The 19817-nt window shown below is 49.9% G+C and carries 19 protein-coding genes; 5 read left to right on the forward strand and 14 right to left on the reverse strand.

The annotated features are described in order from the left end of the window. Nucleotides 1-242 precede the first annotated feature (242 nt). From FH749_14060 to FH749_14070, 3 genes are all read right to left on the reverse strand, one after another. Nucleotides 243-689 carry a hypothetical protein gene (locus FH749_14060; protein MTI96575.1) on the reverse strand — a complete coding sequence of 149 codons (447 nt, stop codon included), beginning with the start codon at nt 687-689 and terminating at the stop codon, nt 243-245. 168 nt (nt 690-857) lie between these two features. Next, a complete protein-coding gene (locus FH749_14065; GenBank protein ID MTI96576.1) occupies nt 858-2786 on the reverse strand; it encodes a WYL domain-containing protein in 1929 nt (642 codons plus the stop codon). 15 nt (nt 2787-2801) lie between these two features. Beyond that, entirely contained in the window at nt 2802-3824 is a 1023-nt protein-coding gene (locus FH749_14070; protein ID MTI96577.1) for a threonylcarbamoyl-AMP synthase, read from the reverse strand. A 456-nt stretch (nt 3825-4280) separates the two neighbouring features. Between FH749_14070 and lysA the strand changes: the two genes are divergently transcribed. Further along, nucleotides 4281-5594 (forward strand): diaminopimelate decarboxylase, encoded by a 1314-nt coding sequence (gene lysA, locus FH749_14075; protein ID MTI96578.1) that lies wholly within the window; start codon nt 4281-4283, stop codon nt 5592-5594. A gap of 118 nt (nt 5595-5712) precedes the next feature. On the opposite strand, the gene FH749_14080 is transcribed toward lysA, so the two are convergent. Continuing rightward, nucleotides 5713-6792, reverse strand: coding sequence for a hypothetical protein (locus FH749_14080; GenBank protein ID MTI96579.1), 1080 nt, complete (start codon nt 6790-6792; stop codon nt 5713-5715). A 5-nt stretch (nt 6793-6797) separates the two neighbouring features. Here FH749_14080 and FH749_14085 point away from each other — a divergent pair, with 5 nt between their 5' ends. Next, on the forward strand, nt 6798-7862 hold the full coding sequence (locus tag FH749_14085) for an MBL fold metallo-hydrolase (protein ID MTI96580.1): 1065 nt from the start codon (nt 6798-6800) through the stop codon (nt 7860-7862). Between the two features lie 57 nt (nt 7863-7919). On the opposite strand, the gene FH749_14090 is transcribed toward FH749_14085, so the two are convergent. Continuing rightward, on the reverse strand, nt 7920-8108 hold the full coding sequence (locus FH749_14090; GenBank protein MTI96581.1) for a hypothetical protein: 189 nt from the start codon (nt 8106-8108) through the stop codon (nt 7920-7922). Nucleotides 8109-8539: 431 nt separating this feature from the next. Here FH749_14090 and FH749_14095 point away from each other — a divergent pair, with 431 nt between their 5' ends. After that, complete coding sequence (locus FH749_14095) at nt 8540-9859, forward strand: GHKL domain-containing protein (protein MTI96582.1); 1320 nt, start codon at nt 8540-8542, stop codon at nt 9857-9859. A gap of 45 nt (nt 9860-9904) precedes the next feature. On the opposite strand, the gene FH749_14100 is transcribed toward FH749_14095, so the two are convergent. The 8 genes from FH749_14100 to FH749_14135 all read right to left on the reverse strand — a co-directional run bounded on the left by FH749_14100 (nt 9905) and on the right by FH749_14135 (nt 18118). Further along, nucleotides 9905-11062, reverse strand: coding sequence for an aminotransferase class V-fold PLP-dependent enzyme (locus FH749_14100; GenBank protein MTI96583.1), 1158 nt, complete (start codon nt 11060-11062; stop codon nt 9905-9907). 122 nt (nt 11063-11184) lie between these two features. Further along, the gene (locus FH749_14105; protein ID MTI96584.1) at nt 11185-11403 is read right to left on the reverse strand and encodes a hypothetical protein; all 219 of its coding nucleotides are present in this window, start codon (nt 11401-11403) and stop codon (nt 11185-11187) included. Then, a complete protein-coding gene (locus FH749_14110; GenBank protein ID MTI96585.1) occupies nt 11340-11666 on the reverse strand; it encodes a hypothetical protein in 327 nt (108 codons plus the stop codon). Before FH749_14110 ends, FH749_14105 begins: the two co-directional genes overlap by 64 nt. A gap of 1 nt (nt 11667) precedes the next feature. After that, nucleotides 11668-12561 carry a radical SAM protein gene (locus FH749_14115; GenBank protein ID MTI96586.1) on the reverse strand — a complete coding sequence of 298 codons (894 nt, stop codon included), beginning with the start codon at nt 12559-12561 and terminating at the stop codon, nt 11668-11670. A gap of 55 nt (nt 12562-12616) precedes the next feature. After that, a complete protein-coding gene (locus FH749_14120; GenBank protein MTI96587.1) occupies nt 12617-13537 on the reverse strand; it encodes a YafY family transcriptional regulator in 921 nt (306 codons plus the stop codon). A gap of 224 nt (nt 13538-13761) precedes the next feature. Continuing rightward, nucleotides 13762-15156, reverse strand: coding sequence for a YjiH family protein (locus FH749_14125; GenBank protein ID MTI96588.1), 1395 nt, complete (start codon nt 15154-15156; stop codon nt 13762-13764). Between the two features lie 4 nt (nt 15157-15160). Further along, the gene (gene speB / locus FH749_14130) at nt 15161-16108 is read right to left on the reverse strand and encodes an agmatinase (protein ID MTI96589.1); all 948 of its coding nucleotides are present in this window, start codon (nt 16106-16108) and stop codon (nt 15161-15163) included. 261 nt (nt 16109-16369) lie between these two features. After that, on the reverse strand, nt 16370-18118 hold the full coding sequence (locus tag FH749_14135; GenBank protein MTI96590.1) for a PAS domain S-box protein: 1749 nt from the start codon (nt 18116-18118) through the stop codon (nt 16370-16372). Between the two features lie 146 nt (nt 18119-18264). On the opposite strand from FH749_14135, the gene FH749_14140 reads away from it, so the two are divergent. After that, nucleotides 18265-19236 (forward strand): ABC transporter ATP-binding protein, encoded by a 972-nt coding sequence (locus FH749_14140; protein ID MTI96591.1) that lies wholly within the window; start codon nt 18265-18267, stop codon nt 19234-19236. Then, on the forward strand, nt 19233-19439 hold the full coding sequence (locus tag FH749_14145; protein ID MTI96592.1) for a hypothetical protein: 207 nt from the start codon (nt 19233-19235) through the stop codon (nt 19437-19439). Before FH749_14140 ends, FH749_14145 begins: the two co-directional genes overlap by 4 nt. Nucleotides 19440-19479: 40 nt before the next feature. Here FH749_14145 and FH749_14150 read toward each other — a convergent pair. Next, on the reverse strand, nt 19480-19817 hold a 338-nt coding region (locus FH749_14150; protein ID MTI96593.1), incomplete at its 5' end, for an IS3 family transposase.

Here is a 19817-nt window from a genome sequence, read left to right on the forward strand (position 1 = left end):
ACGCCAGCGCTCCCGGGGAAGGACTTGCACCTTCGAGATTCTACTGATTTTCCCGACTCTCGACCAGTTGTTACATATGGTAACTTGACCGCTGTCGTTCATAACCAGCTTGCTGCAGTGTGTCCACAGCGGCGCGACTGCCCGTCGCACAACAAAAGACACCTGCCGCTGTGGCAGATGTCTTTTATCTGTTGCCGAATAATGTCGAAAAGTGCCCAGTCAACCTCCGTCCCCTGGTGCAACTATTTGCGGGGGAAGTCGGCAATGATGGCATGTAATGCTTGAAAGTCCTCCGGTTCAAAGGCAGAGTAAACTTTCTCAAACCCCACTTCTACGTAATCGCCAATTAACCAAAGTCGCAGGATTTCCCCGTCTTGATTAACAAGCGTCAAATGGTAATCTTCATGAAGACCGGCCCGAAAGACTTCCGGACGGATAATTGTTCTTCGCAAACTGATGTCATCAAGGTACTCGATTACGGCATCGATTTGTCGGGAATCGCTAATTTCATAATCATGGCGTACTCCGGGATTATGTTCAGATATCAGTATTGTTGCAATCTCACCCTCAAACTCCCGGGCCAGTACTGTGTTCAGCTCCAGCGGACGCCAAAACAAAGCCGCCGCCACAATTATTATTACCCCGAAAGTTATCCCCACAAATATGAGCCATCGCTTCTTTATTGTCATCACTCCCCCTCCCATATGCCCACATTATACCACCCCGACTATTGCGGTCAAACAGAACCGCCTGTCCTTTATGACTAAGAAAATAAGCGGGAACACAACCCCGCTTATTTTGGAACTGATTAACTTAACTTAAAAATGCCCAATCAACCTCCGTCCCCGAGTGGGCAGTTATTTGGCGAGGACTTGTTCGATGGTTTGCATTGCCCTGGTTTCAAGCTCTAAGCATTGGGCAAGCAGTTCAATTACCTGGGGAATATTCTCCTGCTCTACATCCGCTACCCCCGGCCCTTTAAAGGGCACCAGTGAGCTGGCTGCCTGAAACTTCTCTGCCAGCTCGGCGTATTTTTTACAGGCTTCGGCCAGCCCCTGGAGTTCTACGGATTCCGCTTCCACATAGCGCAGATACTTGGCCAGATTTTCTTTGGCATCGGCATAAACTGCCAGCACATATGTGAGGCCAAATTCGTTGAAGTCCCCTCTTTTCAGTGTTGCCAGCAACGCCTCATAACCCTTTTTGCCGCTCTCGTAGTCAGGGCTTGTATGCTGTTCCTTGTTCCACTCCCCGACGGCGAACTCCAATGAGTCCCGGAAGGTCTTTTCTGGATCCACCTCTACCCGCCCGCCAAAGGTCTGATAGAACATAATCGGCACTTCCGAGATGCCAAAATTGCTGTATTTCACTGGATCGGCATTATCATCACAATCCTTGACAAACAATACCTGCTCTTCATCATCATAACCATAGATCAATCCGAACTCCAACAGACCCGTAGGCGCCCAGGCCACAACCGGCACGCCTTTGTCGATGGACTCCTTAATCCGCTCTATCGCCTCTGCCTGCACTTGCCTAAAGGTGTTGAGTCGGGGGTCGCGATAAACTTGTGAACACTGGGAGTGAACGCCAATCCGGTCCAAGGCGGCGAAGTGCTCGTTGGGCCAGTCATACACAGTTACAGAACTGGGACAGACCGTCTTGTGGATGATGAAGTGGAAACCGATGCCGGTCATCCCCATCAACTGATAAGTTTCTCCGCTCCACCAACCGGCGCGCCGGAGCGCTCCTTCTACGGCGCCGATGTACATCGTCCAGGTCATACCCATGTTGACATCACTGAGAATCTGCTTAGACAAAATATCTTCCTCCTTGCGGTTGTTACTTCGATTATAGCGCTCCCGGTCTGCCATATGATGTCCTACCTCTGCGAAAATTTGATTAGCCGTCAAAATCGCCTGTAGTCGTTGATGAAGGTTGCGACGCAGCCAACTTGGGGATTGAATCTGGAACCAACCCCTTACCCCCAAAAGGGCGCCAAGAAGTTCTGTCGACGTTTGAAACTCTATTTTCAGGGTCCGCTGGGCAATTCGCTCCGTTTGCAATCCAGGCAACGCAAGGGGCGGCCATTGAAATTCCACCACTGCATGAAATGGTTCACGGTCAAACTTAAAGTCACCTGTGTACGCGTTGGAATCAAAATCCGGTTTAACTTGAAAGCGCTCGCCGGTAGGCACCACTTCCCGGACACGCTCCAAACGGAAAGTTCGAAAATCCTCTCTAAGCTCACAATAACCGACCACATATGCTGTTGCCTTGCTGGAAAAAATTTTGTACGGACAAAACACGCGAGTACTGCGGTGATTACCGGCGTTAACATATATAAGTTTTACTTTGGTTTGTGAGTGTTGCGCCTGTTTGAGTGCTTTAAAGACGGCTGTTTCGTTTGCGCAGGAATCGATAATATCTATATCATTGTCCTCAGAAACAGGGGCTTCACCGGCCAGGCGGGAGAACAACTCCGCTAGCCTCCGGGCCTGGGCCCCTTCCCGGTTACGGTATTGAAAAGCGAGATAGCCCAGGGTATCCCTTGTTTCCTCGGGAATAAATTGGGCTGGCAGGGCAAAGGGTTCGCCCTGGTAGTAATAGCCGTTATGCTTGGCGCTGTACGCCACTGGCGCCCCCAGCGAATAACGTAAATACTCCACATCCCGGGACGCTTGGCGCAGGGAGATTTCAAACTGCTGTGCAATCTGCCGGCAGTTGGGATAGCGCTCATTGCGAATCTGGTTGTCTATCCAGGTTATCCGGTGCAAATTGCTCATTATGCTCCCCCCTCGTTATGTACGAATAACATTTGGGCCGGCCGCCTTAGCAAGACGGTTCATAATTGTCCGACCCAGGTCTTCATCTTCCACGCCCTCCACGAACACAAGTTCAAAGCCCTGATGGTCGGCCTTGCGCAGCAAATGATAGATCCGGGAAGCGGCCTGCTGAAGGTTCTGCTTGCTCCCCAAATCCAGGATTGGAACATCACCGTATTCGGCCTGGGTCTCAGTAAATGCCATCACCGCTGTCTTAACACCTGCTTGCTGCTGACGCCTCAGTTCTTCTTGGATTCTCTCCTGAACCCTGCTGCCTGTCACCAGTACAACCTGAGCCTCCGGCGAATAGTGCTTGTATTTCAGGCCGGGCGAACGAGGGCGTTCCGGGGCCTGGACTTCCAAGTCGGGATCCAGCTCGACAGCAACATATGCCTGCAATTGTTCTACAGTAACTGCGCCGGGACGCAACACCCGAAACGGCTGGCAGGTGCAATCCAATACAGTGGACTCCACGCCCCAGCCGGTCTCCCCGCCATCGATGATGGCAGGGATTCGCCCAGCCAAATCGTGCCACACGTGACTGGCCCGGGTGGGACTGGGCTTGCCGGAGATATTGGCGCTGGGCGCCGCCACCGGCAGGTTGGCGGCGCGGAGAAATGCCAGGGCCAGCGGATGGTCCGGCATCCGCACAGCCACGGTATCCAGGCCGCCGGTCACCGAGACAGGCACAGCCGGGGTTTTCGGCAGAACCAGCGTCAGGGGACCGGGCCAAAACACTGCCGTCAACCGTTCTACAGCTCCAGGCAGTTCGGAAACCAAGTCTTGCAACTGGCGAACATCGTGTATATGCACAATCAATGGATTGTCCGAGGGGCGGCCCTTAGCCGCGTAAATTTTTGCCACTGCCGCGGCGTCCAGGGCGTTGGCTCCCAGTCCGTACACCGTTTCGGTGGGAAAGGCGACGCACTCTCCCCGTCGTATCAACTCAGCCGCAACATCTATATCTGACTCTGTCAATAATTTTGTTTCAAAATCCATATGAACACCACCCGTGTTTCTTCGGTAAAGATATTGTAAACTATTCCAGGAGCGACGGCAATTTTACTTACCGCATCCTTTAGACAGGGCCGGCACTCCCCTGTAGATTTGACAACCCTGTTTGCCAATGCTAAACTTTTATCCATACACTTTCATATGTTACCTCACTCTCAACGGGTGAGGTAGAGGCGCGAAGTCTATCAGTACCTGCGGTGAGGCCGGAAAGCCAGAGACCCGCTGCGAAAGGAGCCTTCGCCGAAGTGTCGGGAACCAAAACCCGACGCTGGACCTGTATCGAATAGGTACAGGGCTGCCGCAGCATCCTTGCCCAAGGCGCTGTGGAGCGCTATCTCGCCGTGGGCAGAAGAGAGGATCGTTGTGCTGATTTCCAGCGCCTGATTTTCTGTCAGGCGCTTTTATATTTCCCGGGCAAAACTACGAAATGGGGGAAAATTTGTGTTCAATAATTTATTCTCATCAAACGAAAAAGGCCACTTGGTTATCGGCGGCTGTGACACAGTTGAACTAGCTGCACAGTTTGGCACACCATTGTATGTATTGGATGAAAATGCAATCCGGGAGAATTGTCGGCGTTATAAGCAAAGTCTAGCCCAAAATTACCCCGATACTATGCCGGCCTTTGCCGGAAAATCCTTCCTGACCAAAGCTATGTGCAGCCTGCTGGCCCAGGAAGGCATGGCCCTGGACACTGTCTCGGGCGGAGAGATTTATACTGCTCTGCAAGCCGGGTTCCCGGCGGAAAAGATAATCTTCCACGGCAACAATAAGTCAGAAGCGGAAATAAATCTCGCCCTGGATTCGGGAGTCGGCCGCCTGGTTGTGGATAGCACAGCGGAACTGCATTTACTCAGCCAGCTGGCCACTGCCCGCGACAAAGCAGCTGCAATCTATCTCCGGGTTAACCCGGCTGTCACGCCGGATACCCACAGCTATATCCAAACCGGACAGGTGGACTCCAAATTTGGCTTTGCGATCGACGACCAAATTGACGAGGCGGTAAAGCTGGCGCTTAGTCTACCAGGCCTCAGCTTGATGGGCCTCCACTGTCATATCGGCTCCCAAATTCTCGACCTCACTCCTTTCCGCAAAATGGCTGAAGCGATGGTGGACCTGCTGAACCGTGTTCGGCAAGATGCAGGCGTACTACTGGGTGAGTTGGATCTCGGTGGCGGTTTGGGTATCCGCTATTTGCCCACTGATCAGCCGCCTGCAATTGAAGATTATGCCCAAGTGATCACTTCCGCACTGAAAGAAAGCGCCGCCAAGTATAATCTACCCCTACCCAAGCTGCTAGTCGAACCCGGCCGCTCCATCGTTGGCCCTGCAGGAATTACACTGTTCACAGTTGGTTCAGAGAAAGAAGTTACCGGCGTGCGTAAATATGTAGCAGTAGATGGCGGGATGACCACCGACCTGCGGCCCGCTCTCTATGACGCCCGCTACCATGCTTTTGTGGCCAACCGGGTCAATGAACCGGCCACTGAAAAAGTGACAATTGCCGGCAAGGCCTGTGAATCCGGCGACATACTGATTAAGGACATTGAACTGCCCAAATTACATCGGGGCGATATCCTCGCCCTCCTTGCCACCGGCGCTTACCACTATTCGATGGCCAGCAATTATAACCGCTTTGGCCGCCCGGCCGTGGTGTTTGTCCGGGATGGTGATGCCAACTTAATCGTCAACCGAGAGACGTACGCAGATTTATGCAGCAATGACCTGCTGCCGGCGCACCTGCAAACTAAATAAACCACAAGGCGGCATCAGAACTTTGATGCCGCCTCTTTATTAGCTGCTGAGAAAGACAATCGCAGTTGCCACCACCAACAATCCGCCGACAATAAACCGTGCCAGTTCTTCACTAAACTCATCGTGGTAAGTGCTCCTGCCACCAGTGCACGTGCTTATCCGCAGTCAGCAATCCGCCATGCACCTGCAGCAGATTCACGTCCGGCCGGTGATTCCCTTCAATTATTCGGCACCCATCTTCAGTTATTGCCACATCCCAAGCGATGTACGGTAGCCCTGGCACCAAGGCAGCTACCCGGGAAACAGTATCAAGCACTGTCTGCCAATTGGGCAGCACACGACCGGCAAATTCGCAGCCGGTGTCAGGATGCTCTGTGGTTGACTCCGGCAGCCCGGCCAAATGCTTGACGCTTACCACGCCGCAACCCAATTCGCCCGACTGTACATCTAAAGCGACACTCAATCCCCCCCGGCCCCAGTTGTCAACTGACCCCGATTTAGCGGTACCGACCCGCAGGACGGCGGCCCAGGGCAACGCTTGCTCGCCATCATTAAGGGTGGTAATGCGAACTGTGTTCAGGGAGTGGGGATACAGTGCGGACAACTCGGCATGCTGCTCTACCCATTCCTCAAATATATAATCTCCCTTCCCTAATGCATCTGCCAACTCCCCAGCGGTCCATGCCCTGCCGCTGCTGTCGATAAGTTTTCCGCCGATTATATCGGAAAATATCATCACCTTATTGCCACCGCTCCCAACCACCGGCTTTATTACCAAGGCGTCCACAGCGCTATTGTCAAGTGCTGCCAGAATATCTTCACCGCTGCACAACCGGGAACCGTCTATCCAACGCCCACGCCGGTGGTGGTAATTACCGTAGTAGGTGGGAGTGGGAATTTCCCGATGACCAAAAAACTGATGGAAAAACCACTTGTTGCGCAGTAAATCCCCATAATTCTCATTTACCCTGCCCAACCACCGGTAACGGTCTTTGTCACTGACATAGCCGGCAACCCGTTCCTTCAACGGACCTACTTTCTCATTAGTTTGTAGTTGTAGTAGGACTCGGGCAAAAAACCATGGCGTGTGTAGAGTACGGCCATGTCCCTCAGTTGGCGCAGCTTGCCCACCGGCGCTGTCCGTAGACAGGGAAGAATGTTGAAGTCGACCATCGCCCCCACCTCCTCTCGGAAGCAGCGGAAATGGTGTTCAAAATCGCTAAACCGGCCCACGCTCGTTCCTCCTTGTGGTGTGCTGGTCTTAGGATACCTCTTCTACAGGGGCTTCATTACAAGTATTTCCCGCCCGGGCCGGACTGTGTTAAAATGGTAACTGATGTTAAAACAAAGGAGCGGGTCAAAATTAATACCAAAAATATCGGCAGTCGTGGCGTTATATTCACCCTAGGTGACGCAAACGACGACTTGGGCGAAATTGCAATCTATCTGATTAAAGGTGAAAACCGTGTCTACCTCTGCGATACCCATCTCGGCCCAAAATCCATGGAAGTAGTTAAAGAATACCTGCGAGAAAATAATCTCGGTGAAAAGCAACTGGTTGTGTTTTTAACCCATTCCGACTGGGATCATATCTGGGGGGCCTGCGCTTTCCCCGATGCGCTTATAATCGGCCACGACTTATGTCGCAAGGGAATCCTCGACCGAGGCAAAGTTGAACTCCAGCGCTATGCTGACCACCAAAGTGGAGAAATCGTCCTGATTCCGCCGCAACTCACCTTTAGTGAGCAACTGCGTTTCCTGGACGATGAGGTTGAGTTCTACTACGCCCCCGGCCATACAGCAGACTCGGCAGTCTGCTATGACCGCAAGGACGCGGTACTATTTGTCGGAGATTTGGTCGAAGACCCAAAGCCAATGATTGGCTATCATGATTTGGAAACATACATCGATACACTGGAATCTTTGGCGGCTCATCCGGCAAAGACAATCATTTCCTCCCATTCAGGAATTGTAAATAGAAAAACAATCAGCGAGAATATCAAATACATACGCATGTTTGCCAGCAAGGCCACTGCAGACCTGCCGGACAAGGAAAAAAATGACCCGGCCAGCAAATTATACATCATGCTGCTTTATGAAGACGCAATTCAGCAAACCCTGGGGGACGCCTTCGATTACCAGTCTTTCCAGCGTGAACTCTGGGGTTCTCTGGATTTAAATTATCTGGATACCACAAGCAAACGCCTAAAATCTATCAGTTATGACGAACTTAAATCTGCCCTGGAAAGCTATCTGGTTCAGTATTGATTGCTCCCGTCCACTCACAAAAGAATCCGTGTCACTTCAGAAGTGACACGGATTTTATTATAACCGGATAAAAACAATAATTAAGATTATGATTGCAACAACTATATATGCGTAAAGCAGCTTCCGGGAGCCAAATGAAATTGCAGTTGCCACCGCCTCTTTCTCGTCAACCTCTGCTACTCGATCGTCATGGTAGAAAGTTTGCTCCAGTTCCTCTCGGGATTTTGTTTCCTTATTGTCAATCACATAAATCCCCTCCTTAGGCAAAGGGTACCATAATCACAAACGGTTACAAGACAATCCTGACTCTAATGAATGGCATAATCATAAGACAACAATGCCTAGGCAAATCAGCCCGACTGCGTTTTCAGCTGTACGCGTTTAGAATCAGGATAATACAAAGGATGAGCGCCGCAAAGTAGAGTAGCGCTTTGAGCACAGTGATAACGGTAAATTTATACTCCTCATCGAAACCGGCATCCGCCCGGGAGTGAAAGGAATCTATTGGTTTTGAATCGTTTCGATGCTGTTTCACTGGCTACCCCCCCTCGCTATTATTTTATCAGCTTGACAGAAAATGTTCAATTATGCGCAGAAGTAACGCTGCAGCTGGCTATACATAAAGGAAATTAATCACAAATGTAGAATATTAGCATAGCGTAATTTCTGATTGGAGGATGAGCATGCCCAACGTCAGTATCCCTAATTTCCCAACAGGGCCTTCGGTCTTGTCCCAAATCCCCCAGGCGCACGACGGTATTCACATCCTTTATACCTATTCCAACCCGCAACTATATCTGCACAACATGTATAATTTTATAATCAATGGACTGAAATTAAACCAGGAAATCATCCTGGTGGAAAACTCACAGAACTATCAACAGATTCGTGCAAGGCTCCGGGAAGCAAGCTGTGTTAACCCAGAATCCAACTTACACTTTCTCGATAATGACATCTTTTATCTGCATCCTCCCGACCCCGTGTACAAGCTGGATAAAATTACACAATCATATTCCAAACGCGGACTTTCTTTTAGAGTCTGGGGCAATGTCCTCTGGCGGGAATGCGAAATCAATTTACCAAGCTATGAGGTCGGTGTGGATGAAATATCCGCCGGCCGCAGTGCAATAACTGTTTGCGCCTATGATGGAAGCAAGCTTTCCGCTGTCACTCAGCTGGCATTGATGAAAAGCCACCGTTTCGTGACCACCGACAACGAACTGGCAGCTTCCAATGTCTACTTCGGTAATGTGCAGCCCAAATTAAATCTTGTTGATATAAAAGATGGTCTGGATCAAACCATCGCCGAATATCAAGATGCAACTGAAGAATACAACCGCATGGAGCAATTAGAGATTATCTCCCAAACCGCATTCCGCATTACCCACGAAATCCGCAATCCACTTACAGTTGTCAAAGGTTATATCCAGCTGTTGCAAAACAAAAAGGATTATCATAAGGACAGGCGGGTGTTTGACACCATCATTGGCGAAATTGACCGGGCCAACTCAATTCTATCTGACTTCCTAACCCTGGGACGTCCCCGGGAGGTAAATCTAAAGATGTATAACCTGAACGCAGTCCTCTCAGAAATCCTGCCGGTTGCCAAGGCAGCGATTGCCCGGGCCAACTGCACCCTGGCCTACAATCTCGCCCCCCTCCCCGATACACGCCTGGATAACCACCAGATTCGCCAGGTTGTCTGGAACCTGATTAAGAACAGCATCGAGGCAATGCCGGATAGCGGCCAGATCAACATTCAGACTTTTACCAAGGAAAATTTAGTAGTCATGGCAATCAGTGACCAGGGCCCCGGCATCCCGGAAGAAGTGTTGGGCAAATTGGGAACCCCATTTTGCACCACCAAGAAAAAGGGCACCGGTCTTGGGTTGGCCATCTGCTATAGTATCGTCAAAGCCCACCAAGGAAAGCTTGAGGTTCAGACATCACCCAAGGGAACTACATTTTATATATTCTTACCTGTGGAAACCAATTAAGCCTATAAATAAACCCGTGTCAGCAAAAAGCAGACACGGGTTTGCTTATTGTAGTTGCTTTAACGCCGTCACCAAGCGATCCAGCTCCTGCTTTAGGGTGAAGTAACCGATACTGACCCGAAACAATTGCTCGTTAAGATAACGCGGACAGATGCTCTGCTTTGCCAGTTCCTCGCAGGCTTCGACAGCATTGACTCCCCGAATGCTGAACGCCACCAGGCCGGCGCTCTCCTCAGACGTGGCTGCTCCCACCACCTCTGCCCCCTCAATCTCTTGGAGCCGTTCCCGCAAGTATTTGACCAGGTTCAACACCCGAGCGCGGATATTTTCAATCCCGATATCATTCACATAATCGATGGCCGCGCCCAGACCGAGGATTGCCGACCAGTCCCGGGTCGCGAACTCATAGCGCCTCGCCCCAGGTGGTGGCATAAATGAACCATCCTCTGTGTATTCCATGCCCTTCCCCGCCACATCGCCAACCCAGCTGGGACGCAATTGCTCAAGTTTGTCTCCCCTGACAAACAAGGCGCCGGTTCCTGCCGGGCCCAACAGCCATTTGTGGCCGTTCAGAGCGTAGAAATCGCAAGCCAAATTCGCCAGGTCCACCGGCAATTGTCCGACGGCATGGGCGCCATCCAAAAGCACCAACGCCCCGGCGTCCTTGGCCAGGCGGCAGATCTCCGCCACCGGCAAAATCTGGCCGCTGCCACTGATTACATGACTTACGGCCACCAACCGGGTCCAGGGGGAGAGCATACTCCTGAACTGAGTCAACATCGCATCTTTATCCGCCTGCACTGGCAGAATTCGCAGGCGGATGCCGAATCGCTCCCTGTTGTGGAGCCAGACCGCCGAATTGGCGGGATGCTCCAAATCGGTGATAATCACCTCGTCACCTGGCTGCCAGTCTATGCCCCAGGCCACGATGTTAATCCCTTCGGTGGCGTTGGCGGTAAACGCCAGTTCAGCCGCCGAGCAGTTTAACAGCCGGGCCAACTGCTCCCGGACCACATCGATCTTCTGCTCCCGCATCTCCTCGTAATGCCGGGGCAAGCCGGCGCCGCGCAAATGCCACTGCCGATAGGCCTCAAACCAGGCCGCCATCACCGGTTCCGGAGTCGGGCATAGGGAACCGGCGTTTAAAAACACATATCTGTCCAGCACCGGCAAATCCCGGCGCACTTCTTCAACTGTCTTCACGACCACACCTCCCGATTAGACTCTGCCCTTATTATTCGCGACTGGCTGAGCGAGAACCTGCAAAAAAAGCGCTGAACCAGGATTCAGCGCGACAACCAAGCAACCGCCAGTTGTCAAAAATATCAGTCTCCGGAAAGCGCCCAATTGTTTGTTACAAACTCAGGAATCTTGATGCCCAGAGCGTAACAAAAAGCAATAATCTGCCCGATATGCATAGATTCGTGACTGATAATTACTGCCAGGTGGTAAGGCAGCAGCCGGTCGGAACCAAACCAATTTACTGTATCCTGCGGGTTGGCCTTTTCCAGAGCAGCGGCCAGTTCATCATCAGCTTCCTGCATTCCTGCCAGCAGTTGCTCTTTGCTAAGCTTGCCATCCAGGTCAGCGTCAGCGGTATCATTAAAGTTCTCACTCCGCTGCTAATTGCCGCCACGTAATCTTTTTGCACAGCAATCATTTCCTGGAAATGCTTACGGAAGGTGTCCAAACCCTTGCGGGGCAGTTTACGGTTCAGGTCTTCATCACTCAACTCGTTGATGAAGGACTTGGTGCAACTTTTGGTGAACTCCCACTCTTGCAGCAGTGCTGCCAAAACTTTATCCATTTCATTTCCCCCTAATCAAAGAATGATAATTGCAGCTTCGCTGCTGACTAGTAATGGCCGCGCGAATAGCATCCATCTTGTACAACAAACCATAGCGCTCACATTCTTGTGTGAATGCTGCCCACAAGCTAACCTTATTCGGTGAAACACATTGATAGCTCTGACCAAAGGTCTGTATGTAGCGCTCTTTAACACCCGGGAACAGGCGGTCCAGCTGCTTATAAAAACGGGCACGCTGGTTTTGCCTCAGGGTAACGCCGAAAAACGGACTGACGAAACTGGCGCCGCTATCGGCTGCGCTCCGAACGATTGCCCGAACATTCTCCTCGCTGTCATTGATGAAGGACAGAATTGGCCACAAAAGGATACCGCAGAAAATACCCGCTTCAGCTATCTGCTTCAAGGCGACAAAGCGTTGGGAGCTGGGCGCCACAAACGGTTCAAGCTGCTTGCAAAGCCGATCGTCATGGGTGATGGTGAACTCCGCGACAACAGCTGCCTGGCGGTTGATTTCAGTGAGGATATCGAGATCCCGGGTGATCATTGTCGATTTGGTCAGCAAACTGGCGCCGTACCCCAACCTGTGAAACAATTCCAATGCTCCCCTGGTCAGCAATGCATCTTCTTCAAAGGGATTGTAGGGATCGCTCATGGCGCCGTTGGCAACGATGCCCTTGCGACGCTTGCTCCGCAGCTCTGCCTCCAGCAATTGCAAAGCGTTTTCCTTGGCACGCACCATATCAAAACTTTCCACCCGGTAGCATTCGCTCCGGGAATCACAGTAAATACAGCCATGACAGCACCCTTTATATAAATTAATGCTGTAATTACTGCCAAACCAGCTCATGCCATCAGACCAGGACGACAAAATCTGCTTCGCTTGGATTGTTCGCACAACCACCACCCCTAACACAAAGCAATTATATCAAGGCGAACAGGACAACAATCTGTCATATTTGAACGGAATTATAGATTTTACACGCTTCCCGCAATCTGTTTCCGACAATCACTCGAACATGGGCTGGCGCCAGAACTTCCACTGCCGGGCCGAAGGAAAGAATATAGCCGTACACCCATTCATCTTCCGGAAAAGTCACTGTCACCTGAAGCGTACCATCATCCACCCGCTCAATCTGGGATTCAGCAAAATCATCGTAAACACGGTAGGCCAGATTCGGCTGGAATTTCAGGCTCAAAGTAACCATTCGGGGGCGGGACGAATTTCCTTCCATGTCTGGAATTTCAACGAATTCCTTCTTGGGGAACTGCTCGTCCAACAGCGTCAAACCCTTGACCCTGGAGAGTCGAAAAAGCCTGTATTCGTTCCTCAAACGGCAATTGGCATATAAGTACCAGGCCTGGCCCTTGTATGCTAACTTTAAGGGCTCTGCCGTGCGCCAACTAGTCTCTCCGGCAGAATTAACGTACTCAAACCTAAGCACCTGCCTGCTGATGATCGCCCGCTTAATTGTAGTGAACTTTCCGGCTTCATTGGGATGGCTGCCCCAGGGTGTGAAATCCACTTGGGCCCATTCTTCCATTTCACCTTCGCCAAATAGCGTCCCCAACCTTTGCAGGGCCGCGTCGACCTCCGGCATTTTCGTCACCTGCAAAGTCTGGACAGCCAGAAGCAGGCCCTCCCTGTCCTCCGCAGAAAACAACGTTTTGCTCAGGGAATACTCGGGTAGCAAAGCAATGCCGCCACCTGTCCCCTGCTTCATGTAGACGGGGACCCCGGCCGCTGACAGGGCATCCACATCCCGATAAATGGTGCGCGTGGAGACCTGGAAGCGTTCTGCCAGCTCCCGGGCGGTGACCAGTTCCTTATTCAGAAGGATCATTGTAATTTCCAAAAGCCGGTTAATACGCATTTATCTCACCCCCAATCAGTATAACATTTAAACCGGACAGATGATTGTCATATTATCCTTGTTCCAGCCGGCCAAATTAAACCCGGCAGTAGTACGGTTTAACGCTTCACCAGCTCTCACTCCAGCCTTACCACTAGTTTACAAAGGCAAAAGACTGCCCCCAACCAGCGAAATGCTGATTTGAGACAGTCCTCTGAAAAGTTGGGGATGAGAATGGTGGCGTCTTAGAACAAGATATGCATAAAGATTGCTACAATCGGAATTGCAATAAGCGTTCTTTGGAGGAAGAGAATTATCAATTCCGTAACTTTCACAGGGATACCGGTGGCCAGCATTACTGTCGCGGTTTCAGAGAAGAAAATAATCTGAACCAAAGCTAATGTGACCACAAAGAACCGGGCGGCTTCAGCCAAACCATGCTCGGCCACTACCAATACCGGCAGATACATCTCGGCAATCCCAACAAGACTTGCCGACGCTACACGGGCCGCATCAGGTATTTGCAACAGTTCCAACAGTGGAATTAACGGTGTTCCCAACCACATGAAGAGAGGAGTATATTCGGCAATTATCAAACCGGTTGTGCCAACTGCAGCCAGAAAAGGAATGACTTTGGGCATCAGTTTTGCCCCATCCAACAGCCCGGCAATCAGTTTTCCGCCAATACTGCCGGCTTCATTGGCTTTAAAGACAGCCCGGTCCAAACCAAGCTTGAACAAACCTAGATTGAATCTGGTATCGCTTTTTCTTTCTTCCTCAGTCTGCACAGTTCCATCGTAATAAACATCTGGTTTCCGGGACAGGGGAGGAATCCTGGCCATGAAAATAGTGACCAGAAACGCGATGGCAAACGCAGAGAAGAAGATAGTGGTAAACATGGGCAATAGTCCGACGGTGCTGACAGAAAGGGCGGCGAAGCCCACACTAACGGCGCTGAAGCCGGTTGCAATTACACAGGCCTCACGCTGGGTATAAACATTGCTTTTGTAAAGCTTACTGGTAATGTATACCGCTATCGAAGACGAGCTGACAAAGGACGCCGTTGCATCAATTGCGCTCTGGCCTGGCACTTTAAAGACCGGCCGCATAAACGGCTGCAGCAAGGAACCAAAGAAATCGATGCCGCCAAAATTCAAAAGCAAAGGCACAAACATGCCACCTAAGATGAGAATCCATGCTGTCTGCATTACAATCGCCTCAATTACGACACCGCCGGTGTTGGGGCCAATAATCCACTCGGGTCCGACACCAGCTGCGAACATCACTGTATATATGGCGCCAACAAGATAGATGATGCCGTGAACAGTTTTATCTCTGGCGAAGTATTTATACAGGAAACTGTTCTCCTTGGCCAGATATTTTCCGTAAAAGAAGCCTGCGCTGTTAAGAACCATGACAACACAGAGGAAATACAGCCAACTTACGCCCAATGAATCAATCAATACATTGAGAATAGTGCTGAACAGTATGCTGCCTTCATGGCCCGGAATGTTAAGCGGAACAAAGAACACGAAAATACCTGCCGCAGTACAGAGCATGGTCTTGATCAGACCGGAGGAAAAACTGCCACCGTATTTGGTTTCTTCCGCTGAATTAACTGCCGTACCAGTGTTATTCATCGTTTCACCCCTTGTTTTTTTTCTTTGCTGCAAGCATGGAGATGAACTCAAAAACCACATTTGCAGCCAAATAGGCGGTGATCTCTGCGCAATCGTAGGCTGGAAGCACTTCTACAACGTCAAAGCCAACAAAATTTATGTCCTTAGTTTCCCTGACCAAAGTCAGGGTTTCGTAGCTGGTGAAACCGCCAACCTCGGGTGTGCCGGTGCCAGGGGCATATGCAGGATCGACAAAATCAATATCGAAGGTGAAAAACGCCAATTTGTTGCCAACCCGTTCCCGAATTTGGCGCCCGGTTTCTTTGAAACCCAATTCCCGCACTTCATCAGCGGTAATAACTTTAAAGCCCAGTTCAGCAGCAATTTTGAAATCATCAGGATCATATAACGACCCCCGCATGCCAACCTGAATTGAGCTCTCCGGGTTAATCAACCCTTCTTCCACTGCCCGGCGGAAGGGGGTGCCATGGTTATGCTTTTCACCAAAGACTGACTTATTCAAATCAAGATGTGAATCAAAATGCACCAAAGAAAGCGGGCCATGTTTCTTGGCCAGTGCACGCAGTTCTGCGAGGGTAATTGAATGATCGCCTCCCAAACAGATAGGAGTCACACCGGCCTGAACGATCGGGTCCATATCCCGTTCAATTACCGCAAAAGTTGGTTCAATATAGCCAGGGACAATAGACATGTCTCCCCAGTCTGCCCCCTGCAGGTTGTCTAAAATATTTACTTCCAATTGAACATTGTTTGGCTTAATCATGGCAGAAATATTTCTAATCGCAGTCGGGCCGAACCGGGAGCCGCTTCGATAAGAACTACCGGTGTCAAATGGAACCCCGATGATTACAAAATCCAGTCCATCCAAACCAGTAAATCCTGGCATTCGCATAAATGTTCCGGGGTTACAAAACCTGGGTGAATCCAAAGCACTTGATGGCTGTTTTTTCATTACGGTCCCCCCATTGTATTTAATAAAATTAGATTGTAAAGATTAGATACACACTTCCCCCCCCCTCTTACACGTTCGACGGCGCCTTTGTAAATCATTAAAGCGCAAAATACATGCCAACGTTAATAAAGGGAAAGGGCATTCGCCAAAAGGCAGAAATGCACCCCTTATATTTCCATATAATTTGGTTTCAAGCCCCAAGCGCTGATTTGCATCGGAATACACAAAAGGCAATCTTGCCTCCAAGGAGGCAAGATTGCCTTACATATATTTCAAATCATACTTTTTCATTTTTCTCCTGACTGTACTCACATCGAGGCCAAGTCTGCGGGCCATCTCAAAGGTATTGCTTGATTTGGCCATTGTCATTTCCAGGAGTTTTTGTTCAAACCGATCTGCATTGTGCCGAAAATCAGTATCGAGGTCAATCAGCACAAGCTCACTGGACGCCAGCTTACCTGTGACTGAGTGGGGAAGGTCTTCAACCTTAATAACATCTGCATGTACTGTAACCAGTAGACGCTCGATCATATTCTCTAATTCCCGGACATTGCCCGGCCACTCATATGCCAGCAAGTAATCCAGCGCTTGAGGATTAAAGGATTTTTTAAAACAGAATTTCGTGTTGTATTTTTTGGTGAAGTAAGTGATTAGTGGTTGAATATCGGGACGGCGCATCCGTAGTGGCGGAATTAACACGGGCACCACATTCAATCTGTAATAAAGGTCTTTCCGAAACTGATTTTCAACTACCATCTGGCCCAGCTGTCGATTTGTGGCAGCAATTATTCTTATATCAATCGGAATTTGAGCAGTCCCGCCGATGCGGGTAATTTCTCTATCCTGTAAGGCGCGCAATAATTTAGCCTGGAGATTGAAGGGCAGTTCGCCTATTTCATCCAAAAACAATGTCCCCTGGTTGGCCAGTTCAAATAAGCCGAGCTTGCCCGTTGAGCTGGCCCCGGTAAAAGCGCCTTGCTCATAGCCAAATAGCTCAGATTCCAAAAGATTCTCCGGGATTCCTGAACAGTCGATTTTAATAAAGGGCTGTCCTTTGCGGGCGCTGTTTAAATGAATAAACTTACTGACCACCTCTTTACCAACTCCGGACTCGCCCTCGATCAGGACCGTTGAATCTACTCTGGCTACACGCAGGGCCAGTTCAAAAACCCGCTCCATTTCCGGGCTTCGCCAAATTATCTCATCTGTCCGCAAATGCTCCTGACGCAAAAAATTCAATTCTGATTCGATTTTTTCAGTCCTGAGCTGTTCCTCCCGCAGCGCGTTCTTTAGCTTTACCAACTCGGTAATATCACGACTGTTCACTACCACCCGGTAAAGCTTACCTTCCTTAAAGATTGGCGTTCCTGAAGCCATTATTTCCTTTCCAGTCTTGGTTCGTTGTAAAATTGTGGTCGGCGTCTTGCTTTCCAAGACTTTTAGCGTAACCGACTCGGAATAAAAACCTTTGGCCACCAGCTCCCGCATATTATTGCCCAAGACCTCATCGGCCCTAACCTCATCTATGCGCTCGCTTGCCTGGTTAATCCTGATTACTGTGCCACCGCCATCAGCAATAAAAATGCCGTCATGAGATGATTTAAAAATTGCGTCAAACTCTTCCTTCAGATCCTTATAGTACTGGATTTCCTTTGCCAATTTAGCCCGAACCCTGCTCACTTCATTGCGTTGCCTGAGACATGCGACATCTACGTAACCCAAGTATTTGCGATTGTAATCAAGCACGGGTAATACCTGTTGCTCCAGTTCGCAATACTTCAGAAGGTCGTCGGTGCTAGACGCAACCTCGGTGTCTCTGATAATTAAATCGCCTGAGGCAGAGCCAGATTCGATAAATGAAAACAAGTCCAGAAGACCTAGGTACTCGCCATTAGTTACCACTGGCAGTTGAGTTACCGATGCTGCTTTAAATACTGATAAAATAGCCGATTGTTCCCCGTTGGCAAGGTCAATATAAAACCTGGTTTCCAAATCTGCTCGGTCAACCACAATATCACCTTCTTTTAAGCGATTAGAATCTTTAGCTAGTTACCCCATTACTTCAATACTATTGAAGCTTAATTCTTTAGCACAATCTTCTAATCATAACCGACCTTATTGTTGTTTTTAACTGATGATTGTAATATATTGCAAGTATGCAAGGAGGATGGTTTATGGACAGGGCAGTAACTGTAGAGAATTTGTCAAAAACATATCGTCGACCCGGAGGCGCCAAAGTATCGGCGATAGATTCAGTCAGCTTTCAGGTGCCCAGTGGCTCGATTTTTGGTCTTCTGGGTCCAAACGGTGCCGGCAAAACAACAACCGTCAAGTCAATCTGTGGATTAATCAAGCCAGATTCCGGCACCATAAGTGTCCACGGACATGATGTTTTTCGCCAGCGCACCCTGGCCTTACAGCAAGTATCCGCTGTGCTCGAGGGAAACCGCAATATCTACTGGCGCCTTACCCCTAAAGAAAACCTGAAATTTTTAGCAACAATCCGCGGACGCACACGCCGGAAGTTGAAAGCGGAAATTGAAGAACTGCTGACTATTTTCGGCCTGGAAGCCCAGGCCAATCAACCGGTGCGTAAGCTCTCCCGGGGGATGCAGCAAAAGTTGGCGATTGCCATCACTTTGATTAGTAAGGCGCCCGTGCTCTTGTTGGATGAGCCCACACTGGGGCTCGATGTCAAGGTCTCTTACGAGGTGCGCAAACTCCTGCAAAGGATTGTCAGTGAACATAAGCGCGCAATTATCGTGACCACCCATAATATGAATGTCGTTGAGGATATCTGTGAACAAGTTGTGATTATAAACGAGGGGCGAGTTGTGGCCAATGACCGCACCGAAAACCTGCTGAAACTGTTCCAGGCCCGCTCCTATCACCTGACTGTTGGCAGTCTCAGTGACGAACAGCAGCGGCTTTTGACTGACATTCCCCACCTGAGCCTGGAGCAACAGATCGGAGAATGGCGGATTGCCCTGGACATCGAAGTAGCTCCTGCCCTCTGGCCGGTCCTGGACTTGCTTAGACAAGAGGAAACCGTTATTGAATCAATTACACGCCAGGAGTTAAACTTCGAAAAAGTTTTCCTGGAACTGATGGGAGGGGACGAAGCATGAACTTCTGGTTGGGCTTCCGGGCCATGTTTAAAAAAGAACTGCTGATTATAATCAGATACATTGCCAATACCATGGGCGGCATGCTGACCTTCTATCTGGTCTTTCTCCTGATTTTTCTTGGCTACAGGGGCGTAGCAGGTGCCGGCGCCAGTTTCGGCGAGGGCACCGGCCATCTGATCGTTGGTTACACCACCTGGTTGTAATACCGTCAACTTGGGCATGCGGACATTTTCTTGGACTTCTTTATACAGCTAAACCAATACTTCGTCTATATGCCACTGGGCTCATCGCCCCAAGAGACATCTTAATTCGTTCTTCATTATACCACCTGAGATAACGGTCGAGTTCATCTATAAACTGATTTATAGAAACATCTTTCCATGACCGGAAATAAAACATCTCATTCTTGAGTCTTCCAAAGAAGCCTTCACACGCAGAATTGTCTGGCGAACAACCTTTCTTGGACATCGATCTCGTCAATCCAGCACCTTCCATCCTTGAGAGCCAGCCAGGCCAACGATAATCGACTAAGGAAAAGGGATTGCTCCCTTTCCCTCGTCTAAGAACCGTACGTGAGAGTT

It is taken from the genome of Bacillota bacterium, from assembly GCA_009711825.1.
Taxonomy (GTDB): domain Bacteria; phylum Bacillota; class Proteinivoracia; order UBA4975; family VEMY01; genus VEMY01.